23 protein-coding genes and 1 pseudogene are annotated in these 24,995 nt (G+C 50.3%); 17 read left to right on the top strand and 7 right to left on the bottom strand.

Annotated features, from left to right (window positions below):
• Positions 1-31 precede the first annotated feature (31 nt).
• The 17 genes and pseudogenes from L991_RS08020 (at position 32) to L991_RS07950 (ending at position 18,310) form a co-directional block, all read left to right on the top strand.
• Positions 32-442 (top strand): FdtA/QdtA family cupin domain-containing protein, encoded by a 411-nt coding sequence (locus tag L991_RS08020; protein ID WP_047394235.1) that lies wholly within the window; start codon positions 32-34, stop codon positions 440-442.
• Positions 423-1,583, top strand: a complete 1,161-nt coding sequence (locus L991_RS08015) for a DegT/DnrJ/EryC1/StrS aminotransferase family protein (protein WP_052190732.1) — start codon at positions 423-425, stop codon at positions 1,581-1,583. The genes L991_RS08020 and L991_RS08015 overlap by 20 nt, the downstream gene beginning before the upstream one ends.
• Positions 1,573-2,679 carry an FkbM family methyltransferase gene (locus tag L991_RS08010; protein WP_047393853.1) on the top strand — a complete coding sequence of 369 codons (1,107 nt, stop codon included), beginning with the start codon at positions 1,573-1,575 and terminating at the stop codon, positions 2,677-2,679. Before L991_RS08015 ends, L991_RS08010 begins: the two co-directional genes overlap by 11 nt.
• 9 nt (positions 2,680-2,688) lie before the next feature.
• Positions 2,689-3,804, top strand: coding sequence for an iron-containing alcohol dehydrogenase (locus tag L991_RS16925; protein WP_081986584.1), 1,116 nt, complete (start codon positions 2,689-2,691; stop codon positions 3,802-3,804).
• Entirely contained in the window at positions 3,783-5,114 is a 1,332-nt protein-coding gene (locus tag L991_RS08005; RefSeq protein ID WP_156129024.1) for a radical SAM protein, read from the top strand. Before L991_RS16925 ends, L991_RS08005 begins: the two co-directional genes overlap by 22 nt.
• Positions 5,098-6,093, top strand: a complete 996-nt coding sequence (locus L991_RS08000) for a hypothetical protein (RefSeq protein WP_156129023.1) — start codon at positions 5,098-5,100, stop codon at positions 6,091-6,093. The genes L991_RS08005 and L991_RS08000 overlap by 17 nt, the downstream gene beginning before the upstream one ends.
• Positions 6,094-6,163: 70 nt before the next feature.
• Positions 6,164-6,538, top strand: a pseudogene (locus tag L991_RS18030) (glycosyltransferase family 2 protein); the annotation flags it as partial.
• Between the two features lie 399 nt (positions 6,539-6,937).
• Positions 6,938-10,495, top strand: a complete 3,558-nt coding sequence (locus L991_RS07995; RefSeq protein ID WP_231550509.1) for a glycosyltransferase — start codon at positions 6,938-6,940, stop codon at positions 10,493-10,495.
• Positions 10,496-10,603: 108 nt separating this feature from the next.
• A complete protein-coding gene (locus L991_RS07990) occupies positions 10,604-12,070 on the top strand; it encodes a flagellin (protein ID WP_034618684.1) in 1,467 nt (488 codons plus the stop codon).
• 84 nt (positions 12,071-12,154) lie between these two features.
• Positions 12,155-12,541, top strand: coding sequence for a flagellar protein FlaG (locus L991_RS07985; RefSeq protein ID WP_028448902.1), 387 nt, complete (start codon positions 12,155-12,157; stop codon positions 12,539-12,541).
• A gap of 29 nt (positions 12,542-12,570) precedes the next feature.
• Positions 12,571-14,568, top strand: a complete 1,998-nt coding sequence (gene fliD, locus L991_RS07980; protein ID WP_047393844.1) for a flagellar filament capping protein FliD — start codon at positions 12,571-12,573, stop codon at positions 14,566-14,568.
• 15 nt (positions 14,569-14,583) lie between these two features.
• Positions 14,584-15,027, top strand: coding sequence for a flagellar export chaperone FliS (gene fliS / locus L991_RS07975; protein WP_028448904.1), 444 nt, complete (start codon positions 14,584-14,586; stop codon positions 15,025-15,027).
• Positions 15,020-15,340, top strand: a complete 321-nt coding sequence (locus L991_RS07970) for a flagellar protein FliT (protein WP_197053838.1) — start codon at positions 15,020-15,022, stop codon at positions 15,338-15,340. Before fliS ends, L991_RS07970 begins: the two co-directional genes overlap by 8 nt.
• Before the next feature lie 7 nt (positions 15,341-15,347).
• Positions 15,348-15,731, top strand: coding sequence for a DUF2802 domain-containing protein (locus L991_RS16505; protein WP_052190730.1), 384 nt, complete (start codon positions 15,348-15,350; stop codon positions 15,729-15,731).
• A gap of 2 nt (positions 15,732-15,733) precedes the next feature.
• Positions 15,734-16,822, top strand: a complete 1,089-nt coding sequence (locus L991_RS07960) for a flagellar hook-length control protein FliK (RefSeq protein ID WP_047393840.1) — start codon at positions 15,734-15,736, stop codon at positions 16,820-16,822.
• The gene (locus tag L991_RS07955; RefSeq protein ID WP_081986581.1) at positions 16,806-17,168 is read left to right on the top strand and encodes an EscU/YscU/HrcU family type III secretion system export apparatus switch protein; all 363 of its coding nucleotides are present in this window, start codon (positions 16,806-16,808) and stop codon (positions 17,166-17,168) included. The genes L991_RS07960 and L991_RS07955 overlap by 17 nt, the downstream gene beginning before the upstream one ends.
• Positions 17,165-18,310: an MFS transporter gene (locus L991_RS07950; protein WP_047393837.1), complete on the top strand. Its 1,146-nt coding sequence runs from the start codon at positions 17,165-17,167 to the stop codon at positions 18,308-18,310. The genes L991_RS07955 and L991_RS07950 overlap by 4 nt, the downstream gene beginning before the upstream one ends.
• Before the next feature lie 112 nt (positions 18,311-18,422).
• Here L991_RS07950 and L991_RS07945 read toward each other — a convergent pair whose 3' ends face one another.
• The 7 genes from L991_RS07945 to secD form a co-directional block, all read right to left on the bottom strand.
• Positions 18,423-19,181 (bottom strand): flagellar brake protein, encoded by a 759-nt coding sequence (locus L991_RS07945; protein ID WP_047393834.1) that lies wholly within the window; start codon positions 19,179-19,181, stop codon positions 18,423-18,425.
• Between the two features lie 3 nt (positions 19,182-19,184).
• Positions 19,185-19,763 carry an SCO family protein gene (locus tag L991_RS07940; RefSeq protein ID WP_231550508.1) on the bottom strand — a complete coding sequence of 193 codons (579 nt, stop codon included), beginning with the start codon at positions 19,761-19,763 and terminating at the stop codon, positions 19,185-19,187.
• A gap of 44 nt (positions 19,764-19,807) precedes the next feature.
• Positions 19,808-20,500, bottom strand: a complete 693-nt coding sequence (gene bioD / locus L991_RS07935; protein ID WP_047393830.1) for a dethiobiotin synthase — start codon at positions 20,498-20,500, stop codon at positions 19,808-19,810.
• A gap of 38 nt (positions 20,501-20,538) precedes the next feature.
• Entirely contained in the window at positions 20,539-21,444 is a 906-nt protein-coding gene (bioC, locus tag L991_RS07930; protein ID WP_028448913.1) for a malonyl-ACP O-methyltransferase BioC, read from the bottom strand.
• 8 nt (positions 21,445-21,452) lie between these two features.
• A complete protein-coding gene (locus L991_RS07925; protein ID WP_047393828.1) occupies positions 21,453-22,094 on the bottom strand; it encodes a DedA family protein in 642 nt (213 codons plus the stop codon).
• Between the two features lie 70 nt (positions 22,095-22,164).
• Positions 22,165-23,100, bottom strand: coding sequence for a protein translocase subunit SecF (gene secF / locus L991_RS07920; protein WP_028448915.1), 936 nt, complete (start codon positions 23,098-23,100; stop codon positions 22,165-22,167).
• Between the two features lie 18 nt (positions 23,101-23,118).
• Entirely contained in the window at positions 23,119-24,945 is a 1,827-nt protein-coding gene (gene secD / locus L991_RS07915) for a protein translocase subunit SecD (RefSeq protein WP_047393827.1), read from the bottom strand.
• Positions 24,946-24,995: the final 50 nt, after the last annotated feature.

Here is a 24,995-nt window from a genome sequence, read left to right as displayed (position 1 = left end):
TGTGAAAATAGCTTTCCAAAAAGGCGTGCGAATGAAAGTTACTACTGTTGATTTGCAAGTGCATGGTGATGAGCGCGGGTCTTTGGTTGCCTTAGAGGACCAAAAAAATATTCCTTTCGCAATACGGCGGGTTTATTACTTATTTGCGACTAAGCCAGGAGTTCGCCGCGGCATGCATGCGCACAGAAATCTTCAGCAGCTTGTAGTTGCGGTGCGAGGGTCGTGCCACTTTTTGCTTGACGATGGCAAAGAGCGTATTAAGTTATTGCTCGATGATCCAGAAAAAGGCCTACTTGTCGATTCCATGGTGTGGCGGGAGATGTACGACTTTTCGACCGATTGTGTTTTGATGGTGCTAGCAAGTGCACACTATGATGCCAATGATTATATCCGCGATTATGATCAATTCAGACGGGAAATAGATGCAGAGGCCAATCGATAAATTGATCAAGTTTCTTGATTTGCAAAAAATTAATGCCCCCTATGCCGATGATTTTAAGATGGCAAGTGGTCGGGTGATTGACCGTGGCTGGTATCTTCTCGGTGAGGAACTCGAATCTTTTGAAGCTCAGTTTGCCGATTATGTTGGCGCCCAGTTTGCGATTGGTGTTAGTAACGGGTTTGATGCTCTAGTTTTGGTCCTGCAAGCCTGGGGCATCAAGCCTGGCGACGAAGTAATTGTACCTGCGCATACATTCATAGCTACATGGTTGGCTGTTTCAGAGCTTGGCGCGACGCCTATACCCGTTGATGTTTGCCCCGATACCTATTGCATAGACGTCAATAAAATTGAGGGTGCGATAAACGCAAAGACTAAAGCAATTATACCCGTCCATCTGTATGGCCAGCCTGCAGATATGCAGGCGATTTTAGCGCTGTCCAGTAAATATGGCATACCTGTTTTAGAGGATGCAGCGCAGGCACACGGTGCAAAATGGTTTGAGCATAAAGTGGGCTCTATCGGCACCGCGACTGCTTTTAGTTTTTATCCAGGGAAAAATCTTGGGGCCTTAGGTGATGCAGGGGCGGTGACTACAAATGATGCTCAATTAGCATTTCGCTTGAAGTCATTAAGAAATTACGGCTCGATCAAGAAGTATCAGCATGATGATTTGGGTCGAAATTGTCGAATGGATGAGCTGCAAGCAGCTTTTCTTAAAGTAAAGTTACCTTTTTTGCAAAAGGAAATTGAAGCTAGATCTCGCCAAATTAGAATTTATGAAAGCCGTTTAAGTGGCTTAGCTATTCGCTTGCCTTTGATCCGAGAAAATTGTACCCCTGTATGGCATTTGTATGTTGTGCAATGTGAATGTCGTGATGATTTGCAGCAATTTTTGTTTGAGCAAGGTATTGAAACATTGGTGCATTATCCGACGCCGCCACATTTGCAAACGGCTTATCACTGCTTAGGCTATAAGGTAGGTGACTTTCCTATGGCTGAGCAGTTGGCGCGTAGGGTGATCAGTTTGCCAATTGGGTCGCATTTACTTGATTCTGATATAGAGTTTATTTGTCAAAAGATTGCGCTTTTTTTTAATGGTATTGTCGCTAGTTCAGCATGGGTGAGTGGTCGTGGATCTTGAGTGGCTTGAAAGCCTAAATGACTATGTTTGGAGCGATGCAGCAAAGAAATTTTGTGCTGATTTCTGCTCTGATGGCGCACAACAGCGATTTGTGTTTGGTCGCAACATTTATACAAAGAGTTTGATTGATACTTTTGATATAGATGGTGTTATTGATGATTTCTGTTTAGATGAATTTTATGAGGGTGTACCTATCATCAGAGCGGAGGAAATTCCCAGTGGCGCTTTGGTGATTAATGCGGTTGGTGGAAGGGTGCTTACGGCTCAGAAGCGATTAGCTGAGCTGGGAGTTCGTAATTTAGATTTTTTTGCTTTCTCTGTGATGGCTAATAAACCTTTGCCTGAAATTAGGTTTAATGAAGGTTTTGTTGCCGACTTTCTCAGTCATACATCTAGATATCTTGAAGTCTACCATGCTTTAGCTGATGCTGAGTCTAAAGCAGTTTTTCAAAAGGTAATTCAGTTTCGTGTGACCAAAGATATTCAGTATTTGAGTGGATTTAAGTCGCGTGAAGAACGTCAATATTTTGAAGACTTTTTAAATTTGAAACCGGCAGGCGAAGTATTTGTTGATGTTGGTGGTTACGACGGCTTTACTACCCAAGAGTTTATACAGCGATGTCCAGAGTATTCAGCTATCTATTTGTTTGAGCCTGATGCTGCGAATATGCAGAAGTGTCGTGAACGATTAAAATCGACGCAGAGAATTTATTTTAATCAATGTGGCTTGTCAGATTTTGTAGGTGAACTTAGATCGGATTCCGCAGGCTCCGAAACAAAACTAGGCAATGCAGGTTGTTGGGTGGTTGAGGTCAAGTGCTTAGATTCATTTTCAACGGAGATACCTAGTTTTATTAAAATTGATGTAGAGGGTTCGGAAAAAGAAGTTTTGCTGGGTGCGCGAGATGTTATCACAAAATATCACCCACGGATTGCAGTGGCGATCTATCATTGTGCCGGAGATTTTTGGAAAATACCTGCTCTAATTCAGTCCTTTGGCGTTCAATATAGGATCTATATTCGCCATTACACCGAATCTATTTATGAAACGGTGATGTTTTTTGTTCCCGAGGCTTCTGCGCAGACTTTATCATGAGGTTTTGTGATGTTTTATAGCTTTAATCCAGTAAAATTAATCCATGGTGAGGGCGCGCTAGCGCGAATCGGGTATGAACTCCCTTCTTCGGGTAACGTGCTGGTGATACATGGCCTGACATTTTCAAGTTATGAAGATGCGTTCCTATCAGCCATTAAAACGGCACATCAAGATCTACGTTTAAGTTTTCTACAGCTCGACGAGGGGGAGCCAACCTTTAGCTCTGTTGAGCATGGCGCGCAAACAATTGATTCACGACCAGATTTTATTCTTGGCTTTGGTGGTGGTCGGATATTGGATGCTACAAAAGCATTGGCGGTTTGTATTGGCAATCAGCTTTCGGTCGAGCAACTGCCATCAATACCCCCAAATCAATGGCAACAAACAATACCGTTCGGCTTGATATGTACTAAGCCAGGTTCTGGATCAGAAGGAAATAATGCTTTCGTGCTTATGGAGCAAGACAGCTTTAAAAAATTATCATTTTTTAGTATTCATAGTTATCCTAGGTTTGCAGTTCATGATCCTATTTTGTTTTCGTCATTGAGTTCCCATGATTATCGGGCTGGTATTGCAGATGTAGTCTCGCATATTATTGATCAGTATTTAGTTGAACGGACACCAAGCCTGATTCAAGATTCGATGAGTTTGAATTATCTGCGCATTGCTGCAGAGTTAAGTTTGCATGCTGTTGCCCCAAGTCACCAAAATTTCTCGGATTTAGCTTGGTTAGGTAGTCTAAGCTCATCGGGTATTTTGTCCCGAGGTGTAAAAACTAGCTGGCTTGTACATGAAGTCGCACATGCACTAGCCAGCTTAAATGGAACCTCTCATGCCATCAGTATTGCAACGGTTATGGGGGTTGTGCTGTCTTTTAATCGGCATCCACTTGATCGTCTTGTCATGGTGGCTAGGTGCTTGAACGTTCGGCCTGAACAAGAGGATTTGTCTCGAGAGCAGGCTGTTTCAGCGATCACTGAATTTTATCGAAATCTTGAACTTGTGAACGAACCTATCTGCAACTTAATCCCTCAATTAGCAGAGCTTAAAAATCAGCTTCAAGAATATTGCCCTAATCTCAATCCAGAAGAAGTAAATGTGCTATGCAAATTCCTCTTAAAGTGATTCAGAGTTCGGGCATGGTTTTGCGTGATGATGCCAAGATTGAATCAGCACCAGTTAGTAGCGATGATTTTTTAAAATTAGCTGCTGGCAAAAGAATCTTTTTGCTTTCAGTAAATCTAGAGGGGATCGGGCTTTCGCGTCGTTTGTCCGCTTTGGGAATGAAGGTCGCCGCATTTTTAGATTCAAGGTTTGCTGGGCAAAAAAGGCATGGTGTCGATGTCATTGATCCAAACCAGTATTTTCAAATGTTGGATTTAAATAATGATTTACTCATTATCTGCACAAAAGATCGACAGTGGAAGAGAGTGTTTTTAGAGCGAGCGGCGAATTCAGGGTTGCAACGATATGTTAATCTATTTACGCCGCTGGATATTTGCCGATTTTTTCCAACAATAGAAATTGAGGGAAAATGTAATCTTCAGTGTAAGACTTGTGACATGGGTTTACCAAGCGCCAATAAAGGGCGAGGGCATATGAGTCATGGCTTGTTCACTGAAGTGCTCAGCAAGATGTTGACTGAGATTCCATTAATGAACTCACTGGCGTTATATACGTGGGGGGAACCATTGCTTAACCCCGATATCGCTAAAATTGTTCGTTCATGTCGTGAGCATGGTGTCGCTTGTGAAGTTTCAACTAACCTTGATTTTCACAAGTATTTGGATGAATTTCTGCTTGCAGAGCCGGATCAGATTGTTGCGCCCTGTGCAGGTGTCGGCGCCCGCTATGAGCGCGGCAGGACTGGTGGGAGTTGGGATAATTATTTAGCAGGTTTGTATCGAATTGCAGAGATTAAACGCAAGCATAACCTCGACTACAATGTTCGGATTATGTATCACTTATATAATGACAACTTGTATGAAGACTTGGATTACATGTTGCAATTGTCTAAAGAGTTGGGGTTTTCGCTAATTCCAATTGTTGCACATATATTCCCAGGGCAGGTTTATCAGTATGCCGTCAATGGGCAAGAAATTCCTGAGGTGATGCGACAGGCATCTGAACATTTGATTTTTTCCTTAGATGATCAGTTGGCATATTGCCAAACAATCAAGGATAGCAAATGTCATATTATTAATGCGTTTCCAACTGTGACTTGGGATGCAAAGGTTTTGCACTGCTGTAATATGCAACGCCCATTAGTAGGCGGTGGAGTAGATTTTCGTCAAACGTCGCTTGAAGATTTAATCGCTATGCGTAATGGTTCACCATTTTGTACAAAGTGTATGAATCATGGGGTTCATCGTTTTTTCGATGTGAATGTGAAAATCGATGAGGAAAGTGGAGACCGTCGTGTTGTACGACTCTGACTTTGCCGCTTTCTCAAGCCCTATTGATCTGTCTTGGTTGCAATATTTGGCCCAAATTCAGCTAGAGAAGTGCATTTATGTAGTGGGTTCTGGCGTCACGGCAAGCGAATATGCTTTTATTCTTCTGCGAGCCGGTATTCGGCATGATCTTGTTGACGTTGAAGAATTAGAAAATATTTTATTGGTTAAGCAGAACATCTTTGTGCTGGTGGCAAGCCCAGGTGCGCGGAAAGAAATTGAGGCAATGCTAATTGCTCATGGCGTCCAAAAAGATATCGATTATTTAAATCATCTACACGCGTTACGTAACCGTGCGGTAATCGATTTTCGTGGCTGGACCTATTTTGATGCGGGTTTTTTGGCCTTAGTTTTAAGTCGTTTGATCAAGATGCCAACAGTTGGTGGTGTTGACTTCTTGATCGATGAGCCTCTTCTTGTGGATAAAATTGAATCGGTACTTGCGGGGGCTGTATATGGTATTCATACCAAAGTCACTTACTATCCCCGCAATTTAGAAAGTTGGGATTTCTCTGGTATTAAAAAGCTACAATCGCTAGAGATAAATTTGCTTGATTTTCCAAATCCGACTGTACACGAATTTGTCGCTAGCACTGAAGCTCGCATAGTTCTCAGTCGTTCTGAAAAAATCTATCTAATGTTATCTCGGGAAATGGTCATGGATGATCTGCAAATGCAGCGAGTGTATTTTGAGAATAAATATCCGTGGTATTTTGATCGGGAACTAACTGGCGCTGCGGTTGAGGTAGATTCGGCGTCATATGCAGATCATCAGCGCTGTCTTTCGCGGCGAATGTTTCCAATCTTTGCTGGTGATTTTTCATTGAAGCTGTGTTCGCTTTATGATGAACTGGCTAAAACAAGCATAAGTTTTGATCGATGTTTTTCTGCTGAATATGTCGCAGCACGCAATGCACTTTGTGTTCGATGTGCACAAAAAGGATTACATCGATTGTCGTAGTGGTGCTGAAACAAAGATTATATGACTTTGCTTTATTTTGACAAAGTAGAATGCCCATCTTGAGAATACAATGACTACTGAACATACGCTTAACAATACCAGTTTGGATCCGGCATCAGTTCCGCTAGTGACTGTGACCATTATGTCGTACAACAATGCACAGTTTATTGTTGAAACAGTAAAGTCAGTCCTAGCGCAAGAAGGGGTTTCTTTTGAATTAATTGTTCATGATGATTGTTCGACTGATCAAAGTGTGGCGCTCTTGCAGCAATTTAGTGTCGATCCACGCTTCAAACTGTCAGTTAATCCAAAAAACTTGGGGCAAAATGAAAATGGCAATCGTTGTTTTCATTCTGCGCGAGGAAAATACTATGTTGTGATGGGCTCGGACGATATTTTATATCCCGGGCATTTAGCTAAGCTAACAGCCGCTCTTGAGGCTAACCCGCAGTGTGCATTGGCTTTCTCGCAGTGCAATTGGATCGATGCCAACAATCATATTCTGCAATATGCAATCCATCCTGGCCATAAACAATCAAGCTATGTTGGTGGGAGAGATGAAGTTATCGACTTGTTGAGCTTTGATAACTACATCACGCCTTCGGCAGTGATGTTGCGTCTTAGTATGGCCAAACAAGTCTGCTTAGCTGATGGTAATTTAGCTCGCCTTGATATGCAGGCTAGTGATTGGGAAATGTGGATCCGTGTGGCACGTAGTTTCCCTGACTTTGTCTTTTTATGCGAAGCAACTGTGGGTTATCGGGTTCATGGTGGCCAGGTATCGCAAAATTTTTATACTTCAGAGCGCCCTTTAGTTGAGCACCTTGAAATCTTGGAAATGAATATGTCATTTCCAGATGTTTGGGCACGAATGCGTAAAGCCGCAGTCGATATTTGGCAATTATTTGAAGGCAGATTGGCTCAGTATCCAGTCGAGGTGGTTGAACGTTTCCGTGACCGAATTGAAGGTGTCCGCCATAAACTCTTTGCACCCGAGCAAAGCAATGGTTTTGCATCGCTCGTGCGCTCGCAAACCGAACAGGCGCCTTTTTTCTCGGTTGTTTTAACCACTTACAATCGTCCGGCCATGCTGCGCGATACATTGCATAGTTTAGCGCAACAAACCATGCCAGAGTTTGAGGTGGTCTTGGTTAATGACTGCGGCTCGCTCGTTGAAGATGTTCTGGCAGATTTTCCGAGCTTAACTATTGCATATCAGCGCTTAGCAAAAAATAGTGGTCTCTCTGCTGCGCGAAATGCGGGCTTGATGGTTGCTCGTGGGCGCTACATTACCTATTTGGATGATGATGATTTTTATCTACCAGATCATCTAGCGGTATTGCGCCAACAGTTTGAAAAGACACCGCAGGCTTTGGTGTATACCGATTCGATTACGGTCCAGGAGGATTTGATTGATGGGGTTCGCTATCCACTAGGGGGCCAAAATCTATATGCCCATCAAGGATTTTCGCGCGAACGTCTCTTGGTGCATAACTATATCCCGGTGAATACCTGGAGCCATCCCGCCGAATTGATTTCGCAGGTGGGCGGATTTGATATATCGCTGCCTTCGTTTGAAGATTGGGATATGTTACTGCGGCTCACTGAACGCACTGAGGTTGTGCACATTGAGCAAGTGACTGCCGAAGTGCGGCAGCGCCGCCAGCGCTCGTCTGATCAGATGACGAGTCAAAACCGTTCCAAATTCCCTCTCTTGTATCGGCGGATTTATGGTCGCTATCCAGTTGAGCAGGCTGATATTAAGGCGCAGCGACAAGCTCAGCTGGCTGCTTTGGAAGTGCCGCCGCAGCCGACTGTAGAAGAAGTCTATCGAGAGTTTCTCAGTAAACGTAAGCTAAATCAGGCTGAGCTTGATGCATATGCTGATAGCTTGCGCGGCTATGTATTGCCGCAGTTTACGGTCGTGATCACGGATAGTGAGTTGAATGATCAGGCCTTGGTTGCAAGTTTGAAATCGATTACGGCGCAGTATTATCAGCAGCATCAAGTTTGGGTGGTGAGCGCGCGCGATGCTACGCCAGCTAATTCTGTGCAAATCCGTTGGCTGAAATGGGCTGAACTCGATGCGGCCTTGGCGGCACTACCTGCTGAAGGGCTGGTAGGGGTGTTCACTGCGGGCGATACATTTGAGCAGCACGCCTTGCTGTTGCTGGCGCATCAGCACCTCACGCAATCCAAATCGCTGCTGACTTTCGATGCTGACCAAATTGACGCGACGGGCCGTTGCCATTCGCCGCAGTTCCGGGCGCAATTTGATGCAGTATTGCAGCTCGGTACGGCGTATCTTGGCCGCTCATTGATTGTGCCAAGCGACGTCTTGCAAAGCCTGGCGCTAGATACGCAGCTGTTACAGGCCCCGCACCTTGGCTGGTGGCAGTTGGTGGTGTTGTCGGTCTTTTTACAGCATGGGGCGCAGGCGATTGCCCACTTGCCATTTGTGCTGCATCACCAAGCACGCGTGCTAGAGGCTGATGCGGACTACAGCCAGTTATTGCAGCAAGACTATTATCAGCTGCGCAATAAACCCGGCCAGCCGTTGAATCACAATGGCGTGCAGCGCATGGTGGCGAAGTCGCTTGATAGTCAGACCTTGATTGCGATCGAAGCTGGGCTTGAGTCTGAACGCTTGCTCACTAGCATTGAAAATCTATTAACTGGTATCGCTGGCTTGCCCGCAGTTGTAGTGGTGCTGGATCGGGGTGCTGATGCGGTGGCGCCGGCAGTGCAGTCCTTGAGCGATATTGCCCATCCGCAGCTGCAAATTTTATCGTGTCCGGCTGAATTTGATGTCTTAACGTGGTTGCGCAGCATGGCGAGCCAGGTTGAGTGGCTGGCCTATATTGCCGGTGACGTGTGTATCAATCAGCCAGAATGCATGCCGATGTTACTCTCGACCATGGCAATGAATGATGCGCAGTGGGTCGCGCCTCGGCTGGTAGATGGGCAGGGGCGGAATACGGGTGCCCCGCTGGTGGCGGGATTTGATGACGGTATCAAATCGCCACTGCAAGCGCTGCCAGTGGCTGAAGTAGGTTATCAGCAGCGTAATCAAGCTTTGCAACAATCACTGCTGCTCGATCCGCGTTGCGTGTTAATGCACCGCGACGTGTTGTTTGCGGATGTGCTCAGTGGTGCGGCAGGCTGGTCCTTGCAGTTGATTGAATTGCAATTGGCGAGTTTTGCTAATGGGGGTATGACTCTGTGGGAGCCGGTTGCTATAGCTTCTGTGGATATACCCTTTGCACTTGAGTTGAATGATGTCGCGTCACTCATTCCGCGCTATCGCGATTTATTCGCTAACGACCCATTCTATAGTCCAAACTTTCAGCGCACTGGGCAATTCCTGCTTGAGCGCAATCGTTTGGCTGGCCCCGATCTATTGGCCTGGAGTCGCTTGCCGAAGGTCTTGGTCTTTCCGGCCGATGAGTTTGGCTGCGGCTATTATCGCTTGATTCATCCTTACCATGTGATGGAGCAGGCGGGCTTCATTCGTGGTGGTGTCGGTTTTGAGCACTTCTCGGTCTGTGATCTGCAACGGATCAAACCCGATCTAATACTGGTGCAGCGCCAAATCTCGCCCGAGCAGATTGCTAGTCTGGCGCGCTATAAAGCCTGGGCCAACTGCCCGATCGTATTCGAGCTAGATGACTACATTCTTAACTTACCAGTGAAGAGCCTGCATCGGGATGAAATGCCGCAAGGCATGGCCGCAAGTTTGCGCAAAGCCCTGTCGTATTGTGATCGCTTGGTGGTTAGTACGCCGCCGCTGGCCGAGGCATTGCAAGGTTTTCATTCTGACATCCGGGTGGCAACCAATCGATTGCCGCCTAGCTGGTGGAGTTTTGCGGCAACGCCTAAATTGCTGGGTGAGGGTAAACCACGCGTGGGTTGGGCTGGTGGCGTGGGGCATACGGGTGATTTGCTCTTGGTGGCGGATGTGGTGGCAGAGCTGGCCAACGAAGTGGATTGGGTTTTCTTCGGTCATTGTCCCGAGGCGCTGCAGCCATATGTGAAAGAGTTTCACCCCGGGGTTGAAATCACTCAATATCCGGCCAAGCTCGCTGCGCTGAATCTGGATCTGGCGATTGCGCCACTAGAAGAAAATTTATTCAACCGCTGCAAAAGCAATCTGAAGCTACTGGAGTACGGTGCTTGCGGATATCCAGTGGTCTGTACGGACTTTGGTCCTTATCAAGGTGATATGCCCGTAGTGCGGGTGAAAAATCGCTTCAAAGACTGGGTGGATGCGATCCGCTTGATGCTGGCAAATCACGACTTACGCCTGGATATGGCACAACGCTTGCAGACTGAAGTGCGCGCCAACTGGATGTTGGATCAGGCTGCTGCTGCGGCATGGTGTCGCGCTTGGTTTGGACAATAATTTTTCATTTTTTTCCTAAAGTTATCCGGAGCAGGGACGATAGATGCTACAAGGACGCGGCGGTGCGTCCGTAAGCGAAAGCAATAACGCTCTCCAAGGAGAACAATCATGCAAGTAATCAACACCAACGTACCGTCGCTCAATTCGCAGCGTAATCTGGCGCAAACTGGTACTGCGCTTTCAACCTCGCTGACTCGCCTGTCTTCAGGTCTGCGCATTAACTCTGCTAAAGATGATGCTGCTGGTCTGGCGATTTCTGAACGGATGACGAGCCAGATCAAAGGTCTGGACCAAGCCCGTCGTAATGCCAATGACGGTATCTCACTCTCGCAAACTGCCGAGGGTGCACTGCAATCATCAGGCGACATCCTGCAACGTATTCGTGAGCTGGCTGTTCAGTCTGTGAATGGTTCGAACTCGGGTTCAGACCGTCAGGCACTGAATTCTGAAGTGTCTCAGCTGGTTACCGAGCTGGATCGTATTTCTAATACCACTGAGTTCAACGGCTTGAAATTGTTGAATGGCTCTTTTGGCTCAATGTCATTCCAAGTGGGTGCCAATGCCAATCAAACCATCAACGTGGGCACTGCTGACGTTCGTACCGATAAATACGGTCTGAGTACTTTTGCCTCTGCTTCTGCAGCTGCTCCAACCAGTGCCACAGCCTATACTTCGGGCACCGTAACCGTCGGTGGTATTAAATCTAAAGACGTTGCCGTTACTGCAACTGATACAGCTAAAACACTGGCTGACAAAATCAACGCAGTGAATGGTGAAACCGGCGTTAGTGCATCGGCTCGTACCTTGGCGACTCTGGATTTTAGTGCCTCTGGTGCTTACAGCTTGGAAGTAACTTCAAGCAATACTTCAGCAGTAACTGTGTCGTTCTCTGTGAGCAATACCAATACTTCTGAAGGTCTGGCGCAAGCGGTTTCTGAAATCAATAAAGTTTCTTCACAAACTGGTGTGACTGCAAAAGTTTCTGAAGATGGCACTGAGATTCGTCTGGAAAACTCGACTGGTGCTAATCTGCAGATTGGTAGCAAAGCCAGCAGTGCATCTGGCCTGGTGTTCTCAGCTGACCGTATTCAAAACGATGGTACCTACCAGAAAGGCGCTTCAGCATCGATTGCAGCAGGTACTTCAGGTACCGCAGGTCTGAAAGCTATGGGTTATGTGGCACTGGATTCTGCAAACGGCTTCAGTATCACCGATGCTGCGACCGGCATTTTTGGTACCGGTGTTGCGGATCAAACGAACAAAGTGAATACACTGGATATCTCTACCGCAGAAAAAGCGACTAGCGCGATCCGGATTGTCGATGCGGCGATTCAAACGATCAATAGTAGTCGTGCCACCTACGGTGCAGCCCAGTCTCGCTTTGAAACTACCATCAAAAACCTGCAGACTACTTCTGAAAACTTGTCAGCATCTCGCAGCCGGATTCGTGATACCGACTTCGCGAATGAGACCGCCAATCTGACTCGTGCTCAGGTGCTGCAACAGGCCGGTACTGCAATGCTGGCACAGGCAAATGCCTTGCCGAACCAGGTGCTGAGCTTGCTGCGTGGCTAATCAGCCCTGAGTATGCTGTGAAGTAGTACGCTGCGTGCCCCGGGATTTCGGTCTCGGGGCATATCCGCATAAGGAGTGATGATCATGCAAATCAATTCTGTGAACGGCTTAAGCCAAACACCCGGAATGCTTAAAGACGAAGGTCAGCGCCAGGTGGCTGTATCTGGACTACGCTCGGAGTCTGCCGCACCTGCAGTTGCAGTCGCTTCCGATGCGGTGCAAGCCCTAGATCCTAAGCAACAAGCCAAGCAACTGGATGACGCGGTTAAAAAAATCAATGAGACGATTAGCTCAATGAATCGCGATGTTGGCTTGGAATTCTCAACTGACGAAGCAACCAAGATGCGGACGGTCAAAATTATTGACATTGCCTCGAAAGAAATTCTGCGGCAAATTCCGTCTGAAGAAGTTTTAAATATCGCCAAAGCAATTGATCGTTTGCAGGGTTTATTAGTTCGCGATAAAGCCTAATGCAAACCAGCTCAGCAGGAGACTAAATCATGGCTATTACCACGGGTGGTATGAGCGGGATTGATATCAACGGCCTTGTGAGTCAGTTGATGTCGATTGAGCGGCAGCCGCTGCAGAAAATGACAGTCAAAGAGGTCGGCCTGCAAGCAAAACTGAGTGCTTATGGCACCATTAAAGGTTCTCTTTCCAGCTTTCAAACTTCGCTGGGCAAACTGAATAATATTGCCTCCTACACCGGTTCGACCTCCGCCAGTTCATCTGATGACGCATCAGTTAAGATTTCGGCGGGTAACACTGCGCAAGCGAGTAAATACGATATCGAAGTTAGCCAACTGGCAACTTCGCAAAAGCTGGCTAGCCAGATTTACGGTAAAGCCACCGATGTGGTGGGTGAAGGCGTTTTGACCTTTGATTTTGGCTCGTATAGCAGTGGTTTTTCACCAAATACTAAACGCACTTCTTTTTCGGTGACGATTGACGCTACCAATAACACCCTCGAAGGGGTGCGTGATGCGATCAATAAGGCCAAAGGCGGTGTCACAGCCAGTATTGTTAATGATGGCACCGGCTATCGCTTGGCTTTATCAAGTAACGAAAGTGGTTCGGCAAATAGCATGCGCATTACCGTGGCTGAAGCGGGTGGTGCTCCCACCAATACGGATGCTACGGGCTTATCCGCGCTAGCCTACAACCCAGCCGCCACTGTGCCAGTCAATAATATGACGCAAAATCAGGCGGCTAAAGATTCGATTTTTAAGCTGGATGGCATTACCATCACCAAGCCTGGCAATAGTATTACTGATGCCATTGATGGCATCACCCTCACGCTGCAAAAAGTAACCACCGCGCCAGTGCGGCTAGAAGTGAATAAATCCGCAGCCTCAATCAGCGCACCGCTGAAAGAGATGGTTAAGTCTTACAATGATCTCATCAAGACCATGCGGGATTTGACCAAAGCTGATACCTCTAAGACTCAAGTCGGGCAGTCGAATAACGCCCAAGTGCTCAATGGTGAATCTACTCCGCGCCTCATCGAGATGGAATTGCGTGAGGTGATGAATCAAGTCTTGGAATTCACTGGCGGTGATATGAAGCGCCTGAGTCAGGTTGGGATTTCAATCGACAAAAATGGGGTGATGCAGCTGGATGAAACCAAGCTAAATAAAGCCATGGCAGATGATCCGGAAGGGGTGACTAGCCTGTTTGCTACCAATGGGCGCTTGTCAGATAGCCAGATTAAGGTCGACTCACTGGGCAAATATGCCGCTGGTAATTACGACCTGAAAATCACTAGCCTTGCGACTCAGGGCAAGTTTGTGGGTGCTAGCCCAGTGAATCTTACCGCTGGATCCATTGCGATTACCAGTGCGAATAAATCCATTTCGCTGCAAGTTGATGATAAGTCGGTTAGCGTCGATTTGGCAGAAGGTACCTATACTGCTGCACAATTGCAGGCAGAAATCCAGACGCGGATTAACTCTGATGCGACTTTAAAAGCGGCCAGTGCTTCGGTGGTGGTCTCGATGGATGCGAGTAATCAGCTTAGCATTACGTCCAACCGCTATGGCCAAAGCTCGAAAGTACTAGTGACGACGGCTAGTAGTGATCTGGGGCTAGCCACAGGTGCGAGTACCCAGGGTACGGATGTCGCTGGTACCGTAAATGGGGTTGTGCTGAAAGGGGATGGCCAAAAGCTGTATAACGATGATGGTTTTAAGCTCACCGTGCTGGGTGGTGCAATCGGTGAGCGTGGCTCCTTATCAATATCGCAAGGTTTTGCTGCCCAGTTAAGCCAGGCAGTGACCAAAATGCTAGATGGTAAAGGCACCATTGGCACTAAGCTGGATGCTTTGAATAAATCAGTCAAAGACGTGCAGACTCAAAAAGTAGCTTTTGAGCGACGCATGACTGCTATTGAGGCGCGTTATCGGGCACAATATGTAGCGCTGGATACCATGCTGACTCAAATGCAGCAAACCAGTAGCTCGCTGGCCCAGCAATTGGCCAATTTGCCAAAGTTTAGTTAAAGCAGGAGGCCTTGCATGAGTGCCAATATGCGCCGGGCCATGATGGCCTATGGCAGTCAAAGCTTGGATGCGGATGTGAATACGGCCTCGCCGCATCGCCTCATCGTGCTGTTATTTGAAGGGGCCATCAAAGCAATTCATTTGGCGAAATTGCATCTGAATAATAAAGACATTGCCGCCAAAGGGGCATCGATATCTAAAGCCATCGCCATTATCGAAGATGGCCTGCGCCTTAGTTTGGATCGCGAAGCGGGTGGCGAAATGGCGGCTAATTTAGATGCGCTCTACGAGTTCATCGCCTACAGTCTGCTCGAAGCCAATTTGCACAATGATGTAGAAAAACTCGATCTGTCAGCCCAGCTACTCAGTGATTTGAAAGAGTCATGGGAAAAAATTGGCAACGACCCGGCCTTAAACCAGCAAACCACGACGCCTGATGTGCAATATGGCCGTGTTTGAACAAACCATCGCGGCGCACTACGCACTGCAGCAGCAGTTGGAACACACCTTAACCTTGGCACTTACAGAGCAATGGGATGAGCTGCATGAGCGCGTGCCTGGACTCGTCGCGCAAATGCAATCCCTGCCGGTAGCATTGGGTGGACTCAATCCTGCGCAACAGCAAGAGCTGGCTGTTTGCATCCAACGAACCGACGAGCTTATTCAAGCTCTACAGCCCGTCTTGCAAAATTGGCAAACCGAATTAGCTCGTCTACTGTCTAATCTGAACACGGAACAAAAAGTCCACAACGCCTATCAAGTCCGATTCTGAGGCTGTCATGACCACTATCACTCTTGATCTGCCCAGTGCTGCACTGTTACTCCTGTTAGTGGTTCTGGTGTATACGGCAGAGGTGCTGTGGTTTTGGTGGAAGTTGCGGCGACAAACTAGCTGGCAAGAGCTGGCTGGCCAAGTGCAAGAGCTGCAAGAAGAAGTGCAGTTTCTTAAAGTCCGATTAAGTGCCATGCAGGCCGCCGCATCGCCGCTTGCAGAACCTGAGCTCGCCCCTGCTCCCACAGCTCAGGCGGAGTCCAGTTACAACCAGGCGATCCGCATGGCCCAGCTTGGCGCCGATGCGGATGCCTTGATGGTTGAATGCCAACTGTCACGGGCCGAGGCAGATTTAATTGTGGCCATTTACCGAGGCGTTTATAAGGGCTGATTATGTTCCCGGCTAACGCAGCCTCAACTCTGGTTGGCAATTATCTCCGCGCTCAGCAGGGGGTGCTGGAGTCTGTTCAGGTCGCGCCAGATGATATTCGCCTCAGCGTCGGCGAAAAAGTGCAGGCCTTAGTCACCAATCAGCTCAATAATGGCCGTTTTGCTGTGCTGATTAAAAATCAGCTGCTCGATCTGAATCTCCCCCGCAATACCCAACCCGGCCAGCAGTTTGAACTCACGGTACTGGCAAAGAGCCCCGAGCTGACTTTTCGTCTTGAAGCCCAGCAATTAGCCAAACCGATATTAGAGCAGCCCGCTAATGTAGCGCTTAGCAAAGGGGCCACGCTGATCAGTAGCCTATTTGCGCAGTCTGGGGGCGGAGCGCAAGCGGCCGCATTGATTGAAGGTGCGGACCCTTTGTTTACACAGGCGCCCGACCCCAAAGCCCTGGCAGGGCAACTGGCGCAGCGCTTAGCAACAAGCGGTTTGTTTTATGAATCACATCAGGCGCAATGGGTGAATGGTGAGCGTGCTTTGCCGCAGATCTTGGCGGAGCCCCAAGCACGGTTGCATAGTATGGCCTCAGCGGACCCAGCCCAGCCCGTTGCGACCAAAGAAACGCTGACCATACCTGCCGCCAACAACCCACAATCCAGACCCGAGGCCATGGCCGCGAGTGCTGGTTCGCCAAGCGATAAGGTCGCGGAAGCGAATTTGCAGCAACTCGTGCGGCAGCAGCTCGAGCTAGTCGAAAACAAGCCTTTGATTTGGCAAGGCGCAGCTTGGCCCGGTCAGCCGCTACGTTGGGAGCTGGAGCTGGCAAACGACAAAGAAGCGCAAGGTGCCGCGGCAGCTAGCCGGCAATGGCAAACCCGTCTGCAACTGGATTTACCACGCCTTGGCAGTGTAACGGTCATCGCACAATTGCAAGATGGTCAGTTTAATTTGCGCTTTCAGGCGGAAAACCCTGCAACTTTGCAATTACTCCGTGCACAGCAACCGGAAGTGATGCGCCGTTTTGCCGCAGCGGGCTTAAGCTTGGCTGCGGCTCAATATCAGGCGTGGGAGGCAAGCAATGAAGAAGCCTCCTGAACGATTGGCGCGCGCAGTAGCCCTGGCATATCGCGAAGGGCAGAGCGCCCCACGTGTGGTGGCCAAGGGTAATGGGCTGTTGGCCGAGCGTATCATTGCCAAAGCCAAAGAGGCCGGTGTATTTGTCCATGATTCGCCAGAAATGGTAGCGCTGCTGATGCAGGTGGATCTGGATAGCCAGATTCCTCCGCAACTGTATCGGGCTGTGGCAGAATTACTGGCTTTTATTTACATGCTGGAGCGGGGTGAAGACATCCTGCCGCCAGATTTTAGCCATTTAGCTGAGCAAAACCAGGCCGAGCCACCTGCGGCTGGAGCCGCATCTCAATCAACGGATCATTCGTGACTCATTCCCCTCTCGCTGCACACAGCGGCAATCTTCGTCGCAGCCAGCTGGCTGTCGCTACCTTATTTCTGGTGTTGGGTTTCAACTTTGGCACTTGGGCCTCGCGGATTCCCGATCTGAAATTACAATTGGGCCTCACTACGGCCGAAGTCGGCTTTTTGCTGCTAGCCAGTGGCTTAGGAGCGGTGTTTTCCTTTCCGCTTACTGCCAAAATTTTGCAACGCTATGGTGCGAAAACCGCCTGCCTCATTAGCGGCACTCTGATTCCATTGGTGTTGCTGGGTTTAGCGGCGGCGCCAAGCTACCCCTTGGCGATTGCCGTGATGGCGGTAGAAGGCGTGTTGGCAAGCTTGCTGAATGTCGGGATGAATGCACAAGGCGTGCTGCTGGAAGCCAGTGGCAAGCAAGCGATTATGTCGCGGCTGCATGCGGTGTTTAGCCTCGGTGGTTTGCTGGCGGCACTGTTTGCCAGTGGTCTGAGTAAATTTGGCGCTGGGGTGTGGCCCCATTTTCTGGCTGGGGCGCTTATTTTATGGGCGGCTGTAGCGGTATCGATTCCGCATCTGCATCCGGATCAAGCGCAAGCACAGCAAGGTGGCAAGCGTTTTGCCTTACCCACCGGGATTGCACTATGGCTGGGTTTGATGGCGCTGTTTGGCACCATCGTGGAGGGGTCGATGTCTGATTGGTCGGCCTTGTATCTGAAAGAAGAAACCGGAGCATCGGCCCAATGGGCGCCATTGGGCATCGCCTTTTTTTCGGTCACGATGTTTATTGCTCGCTGGTTCGGTGATCAGTGGCGCACGCAATTTGGTGCGGCCCGACTGTTGCTCTGGGGAGGCTCATTGGCCGGCGGCGGCCTATTAGTGGCGCTGTTGATCGGTGGTATGGTGCCCGCGCTGCTGGGCTTTGCCTTGGTCGGCATCGGCATGGCGGCCGTTTCGCCGTGCGTGTACGCCGCGGCCGCGCAACAAGGGGCGGTATCTCTCGCTGCTGTGACGACGATGGGCTCAATTGGTGCGCTGATGGGGCCGCCAGTGATTGGTTTTGTGGCCCATCATTCCAGCATGGCGTGGGGGATGGCGGTGGTTGGCGTGGCAGCGCTGCTCATCGCGGTGCTAACACCCCGGATTCGTTGGTAATCTAGTGGCTTAGTTTTGGGTATTGGGCTGCAAGCTTGGGATAATATGGCTTGCAGCGCTATACCTGCTGTACTGATCGGTGGTTGGGGTGCGATAGTTTAAGTCGCCCCCATTAACCGAGCAGGGCTTTTTTCTCTCGTTCCAGCTGGACCATTAGCCGCTGCAAGGCTGATTCCTGTCCGCGGCTTAATTCCATAAAGCTCACGCCCAGCATCCAGCGTGGCGCGCCTTGGCGCAATTGCACCGGGTGCAGATTGCGCACTAGCAAATCAGCTGGAAAGCGGCCAGTGGGGCCTAAGTCGATACTGGCTTGCTGCAAAATCTGCCCAGTTTCAAATAGCCCCACCTGATCATCTTTTAGCCAGATACCCATCCCACCCAGTGAGATATCATGCAGCTCAAGCGTGAGGGCATTGCCGGCCCGATTAAGGCTCACGGTATACGGGCTAGTAATCGGCGTGGTGAGACGGAAATACTCGCGCCGCTGCAGTTTGATCATGTCGGCCGGGAAATGTAGCTGCAGCGCTGGTTTGCCTTCAAAATTCACCCGGCGCGGGGTATCAGTGCTGAATTGGATTTTCACCCCATCCAGGTCGGTGACAAACAGCACTTTGGTGGTGCCTAACAAAGCCTGATTGGTCGGTTCGTGGCTGCCAATATCAATGATGAAGACTTTCTCTTTTACATCAACCTGCAGCACACGGCTAATCATCATGTCTCGGCCGGCATTGAAATACAGGCCAACATTGGTTTTGGCTTGAATCAGGGCGCGGAATACATGCGCAATTTCCAGCGGCGTGCGCAACAGAAACTGGGCGATGTCTTCTTTGTCGCTAATCGGCTGATGGACGATGGGTTCTTGTTCGCTCATGGCTTACTGTTCCAGCAGCTGGCGGATATCGTGGGTAAAGACGGCGGCACCCGCACCATAATTGACCAGTACGCGCGTCTGGCCATTGCGATCGATCAGATAAGTGCCGGCGGTATGGTCCACAGTGTAATGCGGGCCGTTACCTTGTTTTTGATAGACCGCACGAAAGGCTTTGACGGTCTCATCAATCTGCGCCTTACTGCCGGTTAAACCAATAAAACTGGGGTTAAATGCCGGCACATATTGCGCCAGCAGTTGCGGCGTATCGCGTTCGGGGTCAACGCTCACAAACAAGACCTGGACTTCTTTGGCGGCATCACCCAGTTGCTGCATGCTGGTGCGCAGCTCGGCCAGCGTAGTGGGGCAGACATCCGGGCAGGAGGTATAGCCAAAAAACAGCACCACCACTTTGCCTTGAAAGTCGCTCAGTTGACGCGGCTTGCCGTGCTGATCTTGCAGGGTGAAATTTTGGCCGATTTGCGAGTCGCTAATGTCGCTCCCCTGAAAGGTGAGTTTTTTAGCACAGGCGCTGAGCAGCAAAGCCGCAGCCAGCAAGGAAAACAGAGACAACAAACGGCGCATGTAAACAGTCATCGGTAAGGCGTTAAATTGATGGTAAGCGAGCTTTACAGCTTGTGCAATTTTAGTCGGTCGATTGCTTGTGGATTGAGACAAGCCTGCGCCGCCATTGGGCTGTGCTCGATTTCGGCCAGCAGCGGGGAGGCGATATTTGCCTGCAAATAGGCCAGATTATCGCTATAGCGCTGCATGTTGGGATCGACCCGATTGGCAATCCAGCCGGCGAGCGGCAAACCGCTGGCCGCAATCGCAGCTTGGCTGAGCAGGGCATGATTAATACAGCCCAGCCGCATACCCACCACCAGAATCACCGGCGCCTTGAGGGCCACGGCCAGATCGGCGATGCGCGCCTGCGTGCTCAGTGGTGCAAACCAGCCCCCCGCACCTTCAATCAGTACCGTGTGGGCGTAGGTTTGCAGTTGCTCAGCGCAGGCCAAGAGATGAGCTAGATCGATATTCACGCCGGCTTCGGCCGCCGCCAAATGCGGCGAAATCGGTGGCACAAAACGATAGGGGTTGCTGAGCTCGGCCGGCGCTGCAATAGGGCTGGCGGCGCGGTGTAGTTCAACATCTTCATTGACCAGTATGTCGCCCTGAGGCACACAGCCTGAGGCGACTGGCTTCATACCTACCGCAGGTATATTGGCCTGATTGAGTGCGCGCAAGAGTTGCGCGGTGGCCACGGTTTTACCCACTTCAGTGTCGGTGCCGGTGATGAAATAGCGAGGAGCAATAGCCATGATCGATGGTGGGGGCAAGTAATAAACCCGAGCGCCGTTTAGCGCGGCGGGCGGGGACGAAATTCGATGATTTGGCTGCCGTCGGCGCGCTGACCTTGTGGCCGTTGGCGTTCGTTTTTCCAGGCGTGACCGTAAACCACTTCATAGGTGCAAGGCAGTTTGCCATCGCGGCGCAGCGGCTCGTACTGCGCTTGTACGCGCTGCCAGGCGGTTTTGCCCAGCAGGCCGCTACGACGGCCTAGCATGTGATTGCTAGCGCCAATGCTCTTGAGGTCTTGCATCACCGATTTGGCGTCTTGGTAGGTGAGGGTGAGGTATTCCATATCCATCACCGGGGTGGCAAAGCCTTGCTGCACCAGCGCATCACCCAAATCATGCATATCGATAAAGCGATTCACATGTTCATGGCCATCAATGCCGGCAAAGGCGGTGCGCAACTCTTTGAGCGTATCGGGGCCCAGCGTGGCAAACATCAGCAGGCCACCGGGTTTGAGTACGCGCTGAAATTCGGCAAAGGCCTGATCCGGTGTATTGCACCATTGCAGCGTGAGGCTAGACCAGATCAGATCGACCGAATTATCTGCCAGCGGCAGTCGTTCGATATCGGCGCAGAGAGGCCAAGGCCGCTGTTTATCCAAAAGGCCAAACAGGCTGCTCAGGCCCGTCTGGCTGTGTTTGTTCAGTGCCGTGCGCACCATAGCGGGAGCGAGATCCAGGGCCAGGGTATGGGCTTGAGGATATTGCTGTTTAAGACCTGTCAGGGCATACCCCGTGCCGCAGCCGGCATCCACGACGATGTTGGGTTGCAAGCGGATCAGCGCCAGCCGCTCCAGCATGCGTTCAACCACTTCACGCTGCAATACGGCGGCCGCGTCATAGGTGGCCGCAGCTTTGTCAAAGGCGGCGCGTACGGCCGCCTTATCGGTGTAAAAGTCTTCAGCCATAGTTCTCGTCAAGCTTGGGCTTTACCCAGCTTGTGTTTTGCGATTTCAATCAGACCCGGCAAGATGGAGACGAAAATAATCCCCAAGATGATGATGGTCAGATTTTTTTGGATGAACTGAATACTGCCCAGCAAATACCCCGCGTAGCTGAGCGAGCCCACCCACAGTGCCGCCCCAATCACGTTGTAGGCAAAGAACTTGCGGTAGGTCATCTCTGCCATGCCGGCTACAAATGGGGCAAAGGTGCGCACGATCGGCACAAAGCGGGCAATGATAATGGTTTTGCCGCCATATTTTTCAAAGAATTCATGCGTTTTGTGCAGGTATTCCTGCCGGAAAATCTTCGAGTTTGGCCGGGCGAATAATTTATGCCCGAAATAGCGGCCAATGGTGTAGTTGAGTGCATCACCGAGTACTGCGGCGATAAACAGCAACACGACCATAAAGTGAATATTCATGGCGCCAGTGCCGGCCAGCATGCCAGCCACAAACAGCAGTGAATCTCCGGGCAGAAATGGTGTTACCACTAAGCCGGTTTCGCAGAAAATCACCGCAAACAGAATGGCGTAAATCCAAGGGCCGTATTGCTGGGCAAGCTGGGCTAGGTACACATCCAGATGCAGGAAGATATCGATAAAGTGTTCCATCATTGATCCTTGTGCGATACATAAACAAAACGCCGACCACAGCCGGCGTTCGGTCTATTAAATCAGCTGCAGATTAAACGACTGCTTCTTCTTTTACGGTCACTGGCTTCACCATGCTATCGCGGGTTACACCAAACATCAGCAGCAGAGGCGAGGCCACCAGTACGGATGAATAAATCCCGAAGACGATACCAATGGTCAGGGCCATTGCAAAGCCATGCAGCGCAGCGCCACCAAACAGCAACATCGCCAGTACCATGGCCTCGGTTGAGCCGTGGGTAATGATGGTCCGGCTCATAGTGGCGGTAATGGCGTTGTCGATAATTTCGGGTACGGTTTTGCCGCGTAGATTCGGTTTGCGGAAATTCTCGCGAATCCGGTCAAACACCACCACCGACTCATTCACCGAATAGCCCAATACCGCCAGAATCCCGGCCAGTACGGTCAGGCTGAACTCCCACTGGAAGAAGGCAAACACGCCCAGAATAATCACCACGTCGTGCATATTGGCGATGATGGCCGAGAAGGCAAAGCGCCATTCAAAGCGGATCATCAGATAGGCAATAATGCCCACGCACACCAGCGCCAGCGCAGTCAGACCGTGGCTAAACAGCTCGTCACCCACTGATGGGCCAATAAACTCGACTTTGCGCAGCTCGACATCTGGACGCTCTTTTTTCAAGGAATTGAGTACTTCGTTTGAAAGCTGAGCGCTGGATTTGTCTTTGATATTGGGGATGCGCACCATCACGTCTTTGGTGGTACCCAGCGATTGCACCTGTACTTCACCGTATTTCAGCGCTTCTACCCCATGGCGTACTTGCTGGATCTCCACGGATTGCTGATAGCGCAGCTCCATCACCGTGCCGCCGGTGAATTCCACCCCGAAATTCAGACCCTTGGTGATCAAAAAGAACACCGCCACTACAAAAGTCGCCAGAGAAATCGCCGTGGTGAGCTTGCCATAGCTCATAAACGGGATGTCGCGTTTTACATGGAAAAATTCAATCATGATGCTTTCCCGTCCTTACACAGCCAGCGTAGCCAGGCGGCGACGATAACCATAAATCAGATTCACCAGTGCGCGTGATACAAATACGGCACTAAACATGGAAGTCAGAATCCCTAGGCAATGCACCCAGGCGAAGCCGCGCACCGCGCCCGAACCGAAGATCAGCAAGGCCAAGCCGGCAATCAGCGTGGTGATGTTGGAATCCAGAATCGTATCCCAAGCGTGCTTGTAGCCGTTGGTGATTGCCGCTTGTGGGCTCTGGCCTTCACGCAATTCTTCACGTACCCGTTCGTTAATCAGTACGTTCGAGTCAATCGCCATGCCGAGGGTCAGTGCAATCGCGGCAATCCCAGGCAAGGTGAGCGTTACGCCCAGCAGTGACAGCAACGCAATCAGGAACAACAAGTTCGCGCCCAGCGCCAGTACCGATACCACCCCAAACACGCGATAGTAGATCACCATGAAGACGGCAATCGCTAGGAAACCATACAGCGTGGAGTTAAAGCCTTTGCTGATGTTTTCTTTACCCAGTGATGGGCCGATGGTGCGCTCTTCAACGATATTCATTGGCGCAGCCAGCGAGCCCGCGCGCAGCAGCAGGGCGGTATCGTTGGCTTCGGCAGTATTCATCGATCCGGAAATCTGTACGCGGCCACCACCAATCTCGCCGCGCACCACTGGCGCTGTCACCACTTCACCCACGCCTTTTTCTACCAAGATCATCGCGATGCGTTTGTTCACGTTTTCACGGGTCAGGTCTTTAAAGATGCGGGCGCCGGTTGAATCCAGATTCAAATGCACAGCAGCGCCGTTGTTTTCATCAAAGCCGGCTTGCGCGTCATTGATGTTTTCACCAGTTAGCTCAACTTCTTTGCGCACCAGGATTGGGGTGCTTTTGCCTTCACCGCGACGCTCTGTCATCAGCTCGAAACCGGCAGGTACATTGCCATTCAGGGCTTCGGTCAGCTTGGCTTGATCGTCTTCAACCAGACGCACTTCCAGTGTGGCGGTGCGGCCGAGAATGTCTTTGGCCTTGGCGGTGTCTTGCACGCCCGGCAGCTGCACCACGATCCGGCCTTCGCCTTGCTGTTGGATCACTGGCTCAGCGACGCCCAGCTCATTTACCCGATTGTGCAGGGTGGTGATATTTTGTTTAACCGCGTCGTTTTTCAGTTGCAGCAGGGTTGCGGCTGGATAGCTAATCACCAGTTTGTAATTGCCATCGGCGCTAACTGGGCTCACCGTCAGATTGGCCAATACCGGCGTCAGCGCTTTATTGGCGGCCACCAGCGTTTCGGCATCGCGTAATTGCACTTCCACCCGATCACGCTCTTTGCTGATTTTGCCGTAGCGGATTTTCTTGTCTTTCAACTCGCGGCGCACATCGCCGGCGGTTTTTTCCAGCGCTTTATCCACGGCGGCTTTCATGTCTACTTCCAGCAGGAAGTGCACCCCGCCGCGCAAGTCCAGGCCGAGTACCATCGGTTTGGCGTGCAGTTTGCTCAGCCAGGCCGGAGTGTCCGATACCAGATTGAGCGCAATCACATAATCGTTGCCCAGTTTGGCTTGAATCGCATCCTTGGCCTTGATCTGGCTGTCGGTGTCTTTAAAGCGCAACTTGACCGAGCCAGCTTCAAAGTAGGCATCGATCGGTTTAACCCCGGCGGCGGTGGCGATCTCGGTAGCCTGCTGGATCATCGCGTCGGTGACTTTGACGGTCACGCGGGCGCTAGAGACCTGTACGGCAGGGCTTTCACCAAAGAAGTTGGGGAGGGTATAGAGCGTTGCGGCAATAAGCGTAACGACGAGGAGGATATACTTCCAGAGCGGATAGCGATTCATGCTGTGCCCCTGCGCGGCAGCAGGGCGCTGCCGCGTTGGTTGGTATTATT

Origin of the sequence: Chitinibacter sp. ZOR0017 (assembly GCF_000799095.1) — a bacterium.
Lineage (GTDB): Bacteria > Pseudomonadota > Gammaproteobacteria > Burkholderiales > Chitinibacteraceae > Chitinibacter > Chitinibacter tainanensis.
Note: the sequence above shows the minus strand (reverse complement) of the source record. Positions and strands in the feature narration are given on the sequence as shown.

Coding starts and splice junctions, on each gene's coding strand:
- L991_RS08020 (WP_047394235.1), top strand. CDS start 32: ATGAAAGTTACTACTGTTGATTTGCAAGTGCATGGTGATGAGCGCGGG.
- L991_RS07960 (WP_047393840.1), top strand. CDS start 15,734: ATGTTCCCGGCTAACGCAGCCTCAACTCTGGTTGGCAATTATCTCCGC.
- L991_RS16925 (WP_081986584.1), top strand. CDS start 2,689: ATGTTTTATAGCTTTAATCCAGTAAAATTAATCCATGGTGAGGGCGCG.
- L991_RS07940 (WP_231550508.1), bottom strand. CDS start 19,763: ATGCGCCGTTTGTTGTCTCTGTTTTCCTTGCTGGCTGCGGCTTTGCTG.
- L991_RS07985 (WP_028448902.1), top strand. CDS start 12,155: ATGCAAATCAATTCTGTGAACGGCTTAAGCCAAACACCCGGAATGCTT.
- L991_RS16505 (WP_052190730.1), top strand. CDS start 15,348: ATGACCACTATCACTCTTGATCTGCCCAGTGCTGCACTGTTACTCCTG.
- fliS (WP_028448904.1), top strand. CDS start 14,584: ATGAGTGCCAATATGCGCCGGGCCATGATGGCCTATGGCAGTCAAAGC.
- bioD (WP_047393830.1), bottom strand. CDS start 20,500: ATGGCTATTGCTCCTCGCTATTTCATCACCGGCACCGACACTGAAGTG.
- L991_RS07990 (WP_034618684.1), top strand. CDS start 10,604: ATGCAAGTAATCAACACCAACGTACCGTCGCTCAATTCGCAGCGTAAT.
- L991_RS07955 (WP_081986581.1), top strand. CDS start 16,806: ATGAAGAAGCCTCCTGAACGATTGGCGCGCGCAGTAGCCCTGGCATAT.
- L991_RS07925 (WP_047393828.1), bottom strand. CDS start 22,094: ATGATGGAACACTTTATCGATATCTTCCTGCATCTGGATGTGTACCTA.
- L991_RS08005 (WP_156129024.1), top strand. CDS start 3,783: ATGCAAATTCCTCTTAAAGTGATTCAGAGTTCGGGCATGGTTTTGCGT.
- L991_RS08015 (WP_052190732.1), top strand. CDS start 423: ATGCAGAGGCCAATCGATAAATTGATCAAGTTTCTTGATTTGCAAAAA.
- L991_RS07995 (WP_231550509.1), top strand. CDS start 6,938: ATGTCATTTCCAGATGTTTGGGCACGAATGCGTAAAGCCGCAGTCGAT.
- bioC (WP_028448913.1), bottom strand. CDS start 21,444: ATGGCTGAAGACTTTTACACCGATAAGGCGGCCGTACGCGCCGCCTTT.
- fliD (WP_047393844.1), top strand. CDS start 12,571: ATGGCTATTACCACGGGTGGTATGAGCGGGATTGATATCAACGGCCTT.
- secD (WP_047393827.1), bottom strand. CDS start 24,945: ATGAATCGCTATCCGCTCTGGAAGTATATCCTCCTCGTCGTTACGCTT.
- L991_RS07945 (WP_047393834.1), bottom strand. CDS start 19,181: ATGAGCGAACAAGAACCCATCGTCCATCAGCCGATTAGCGACAAAGAA.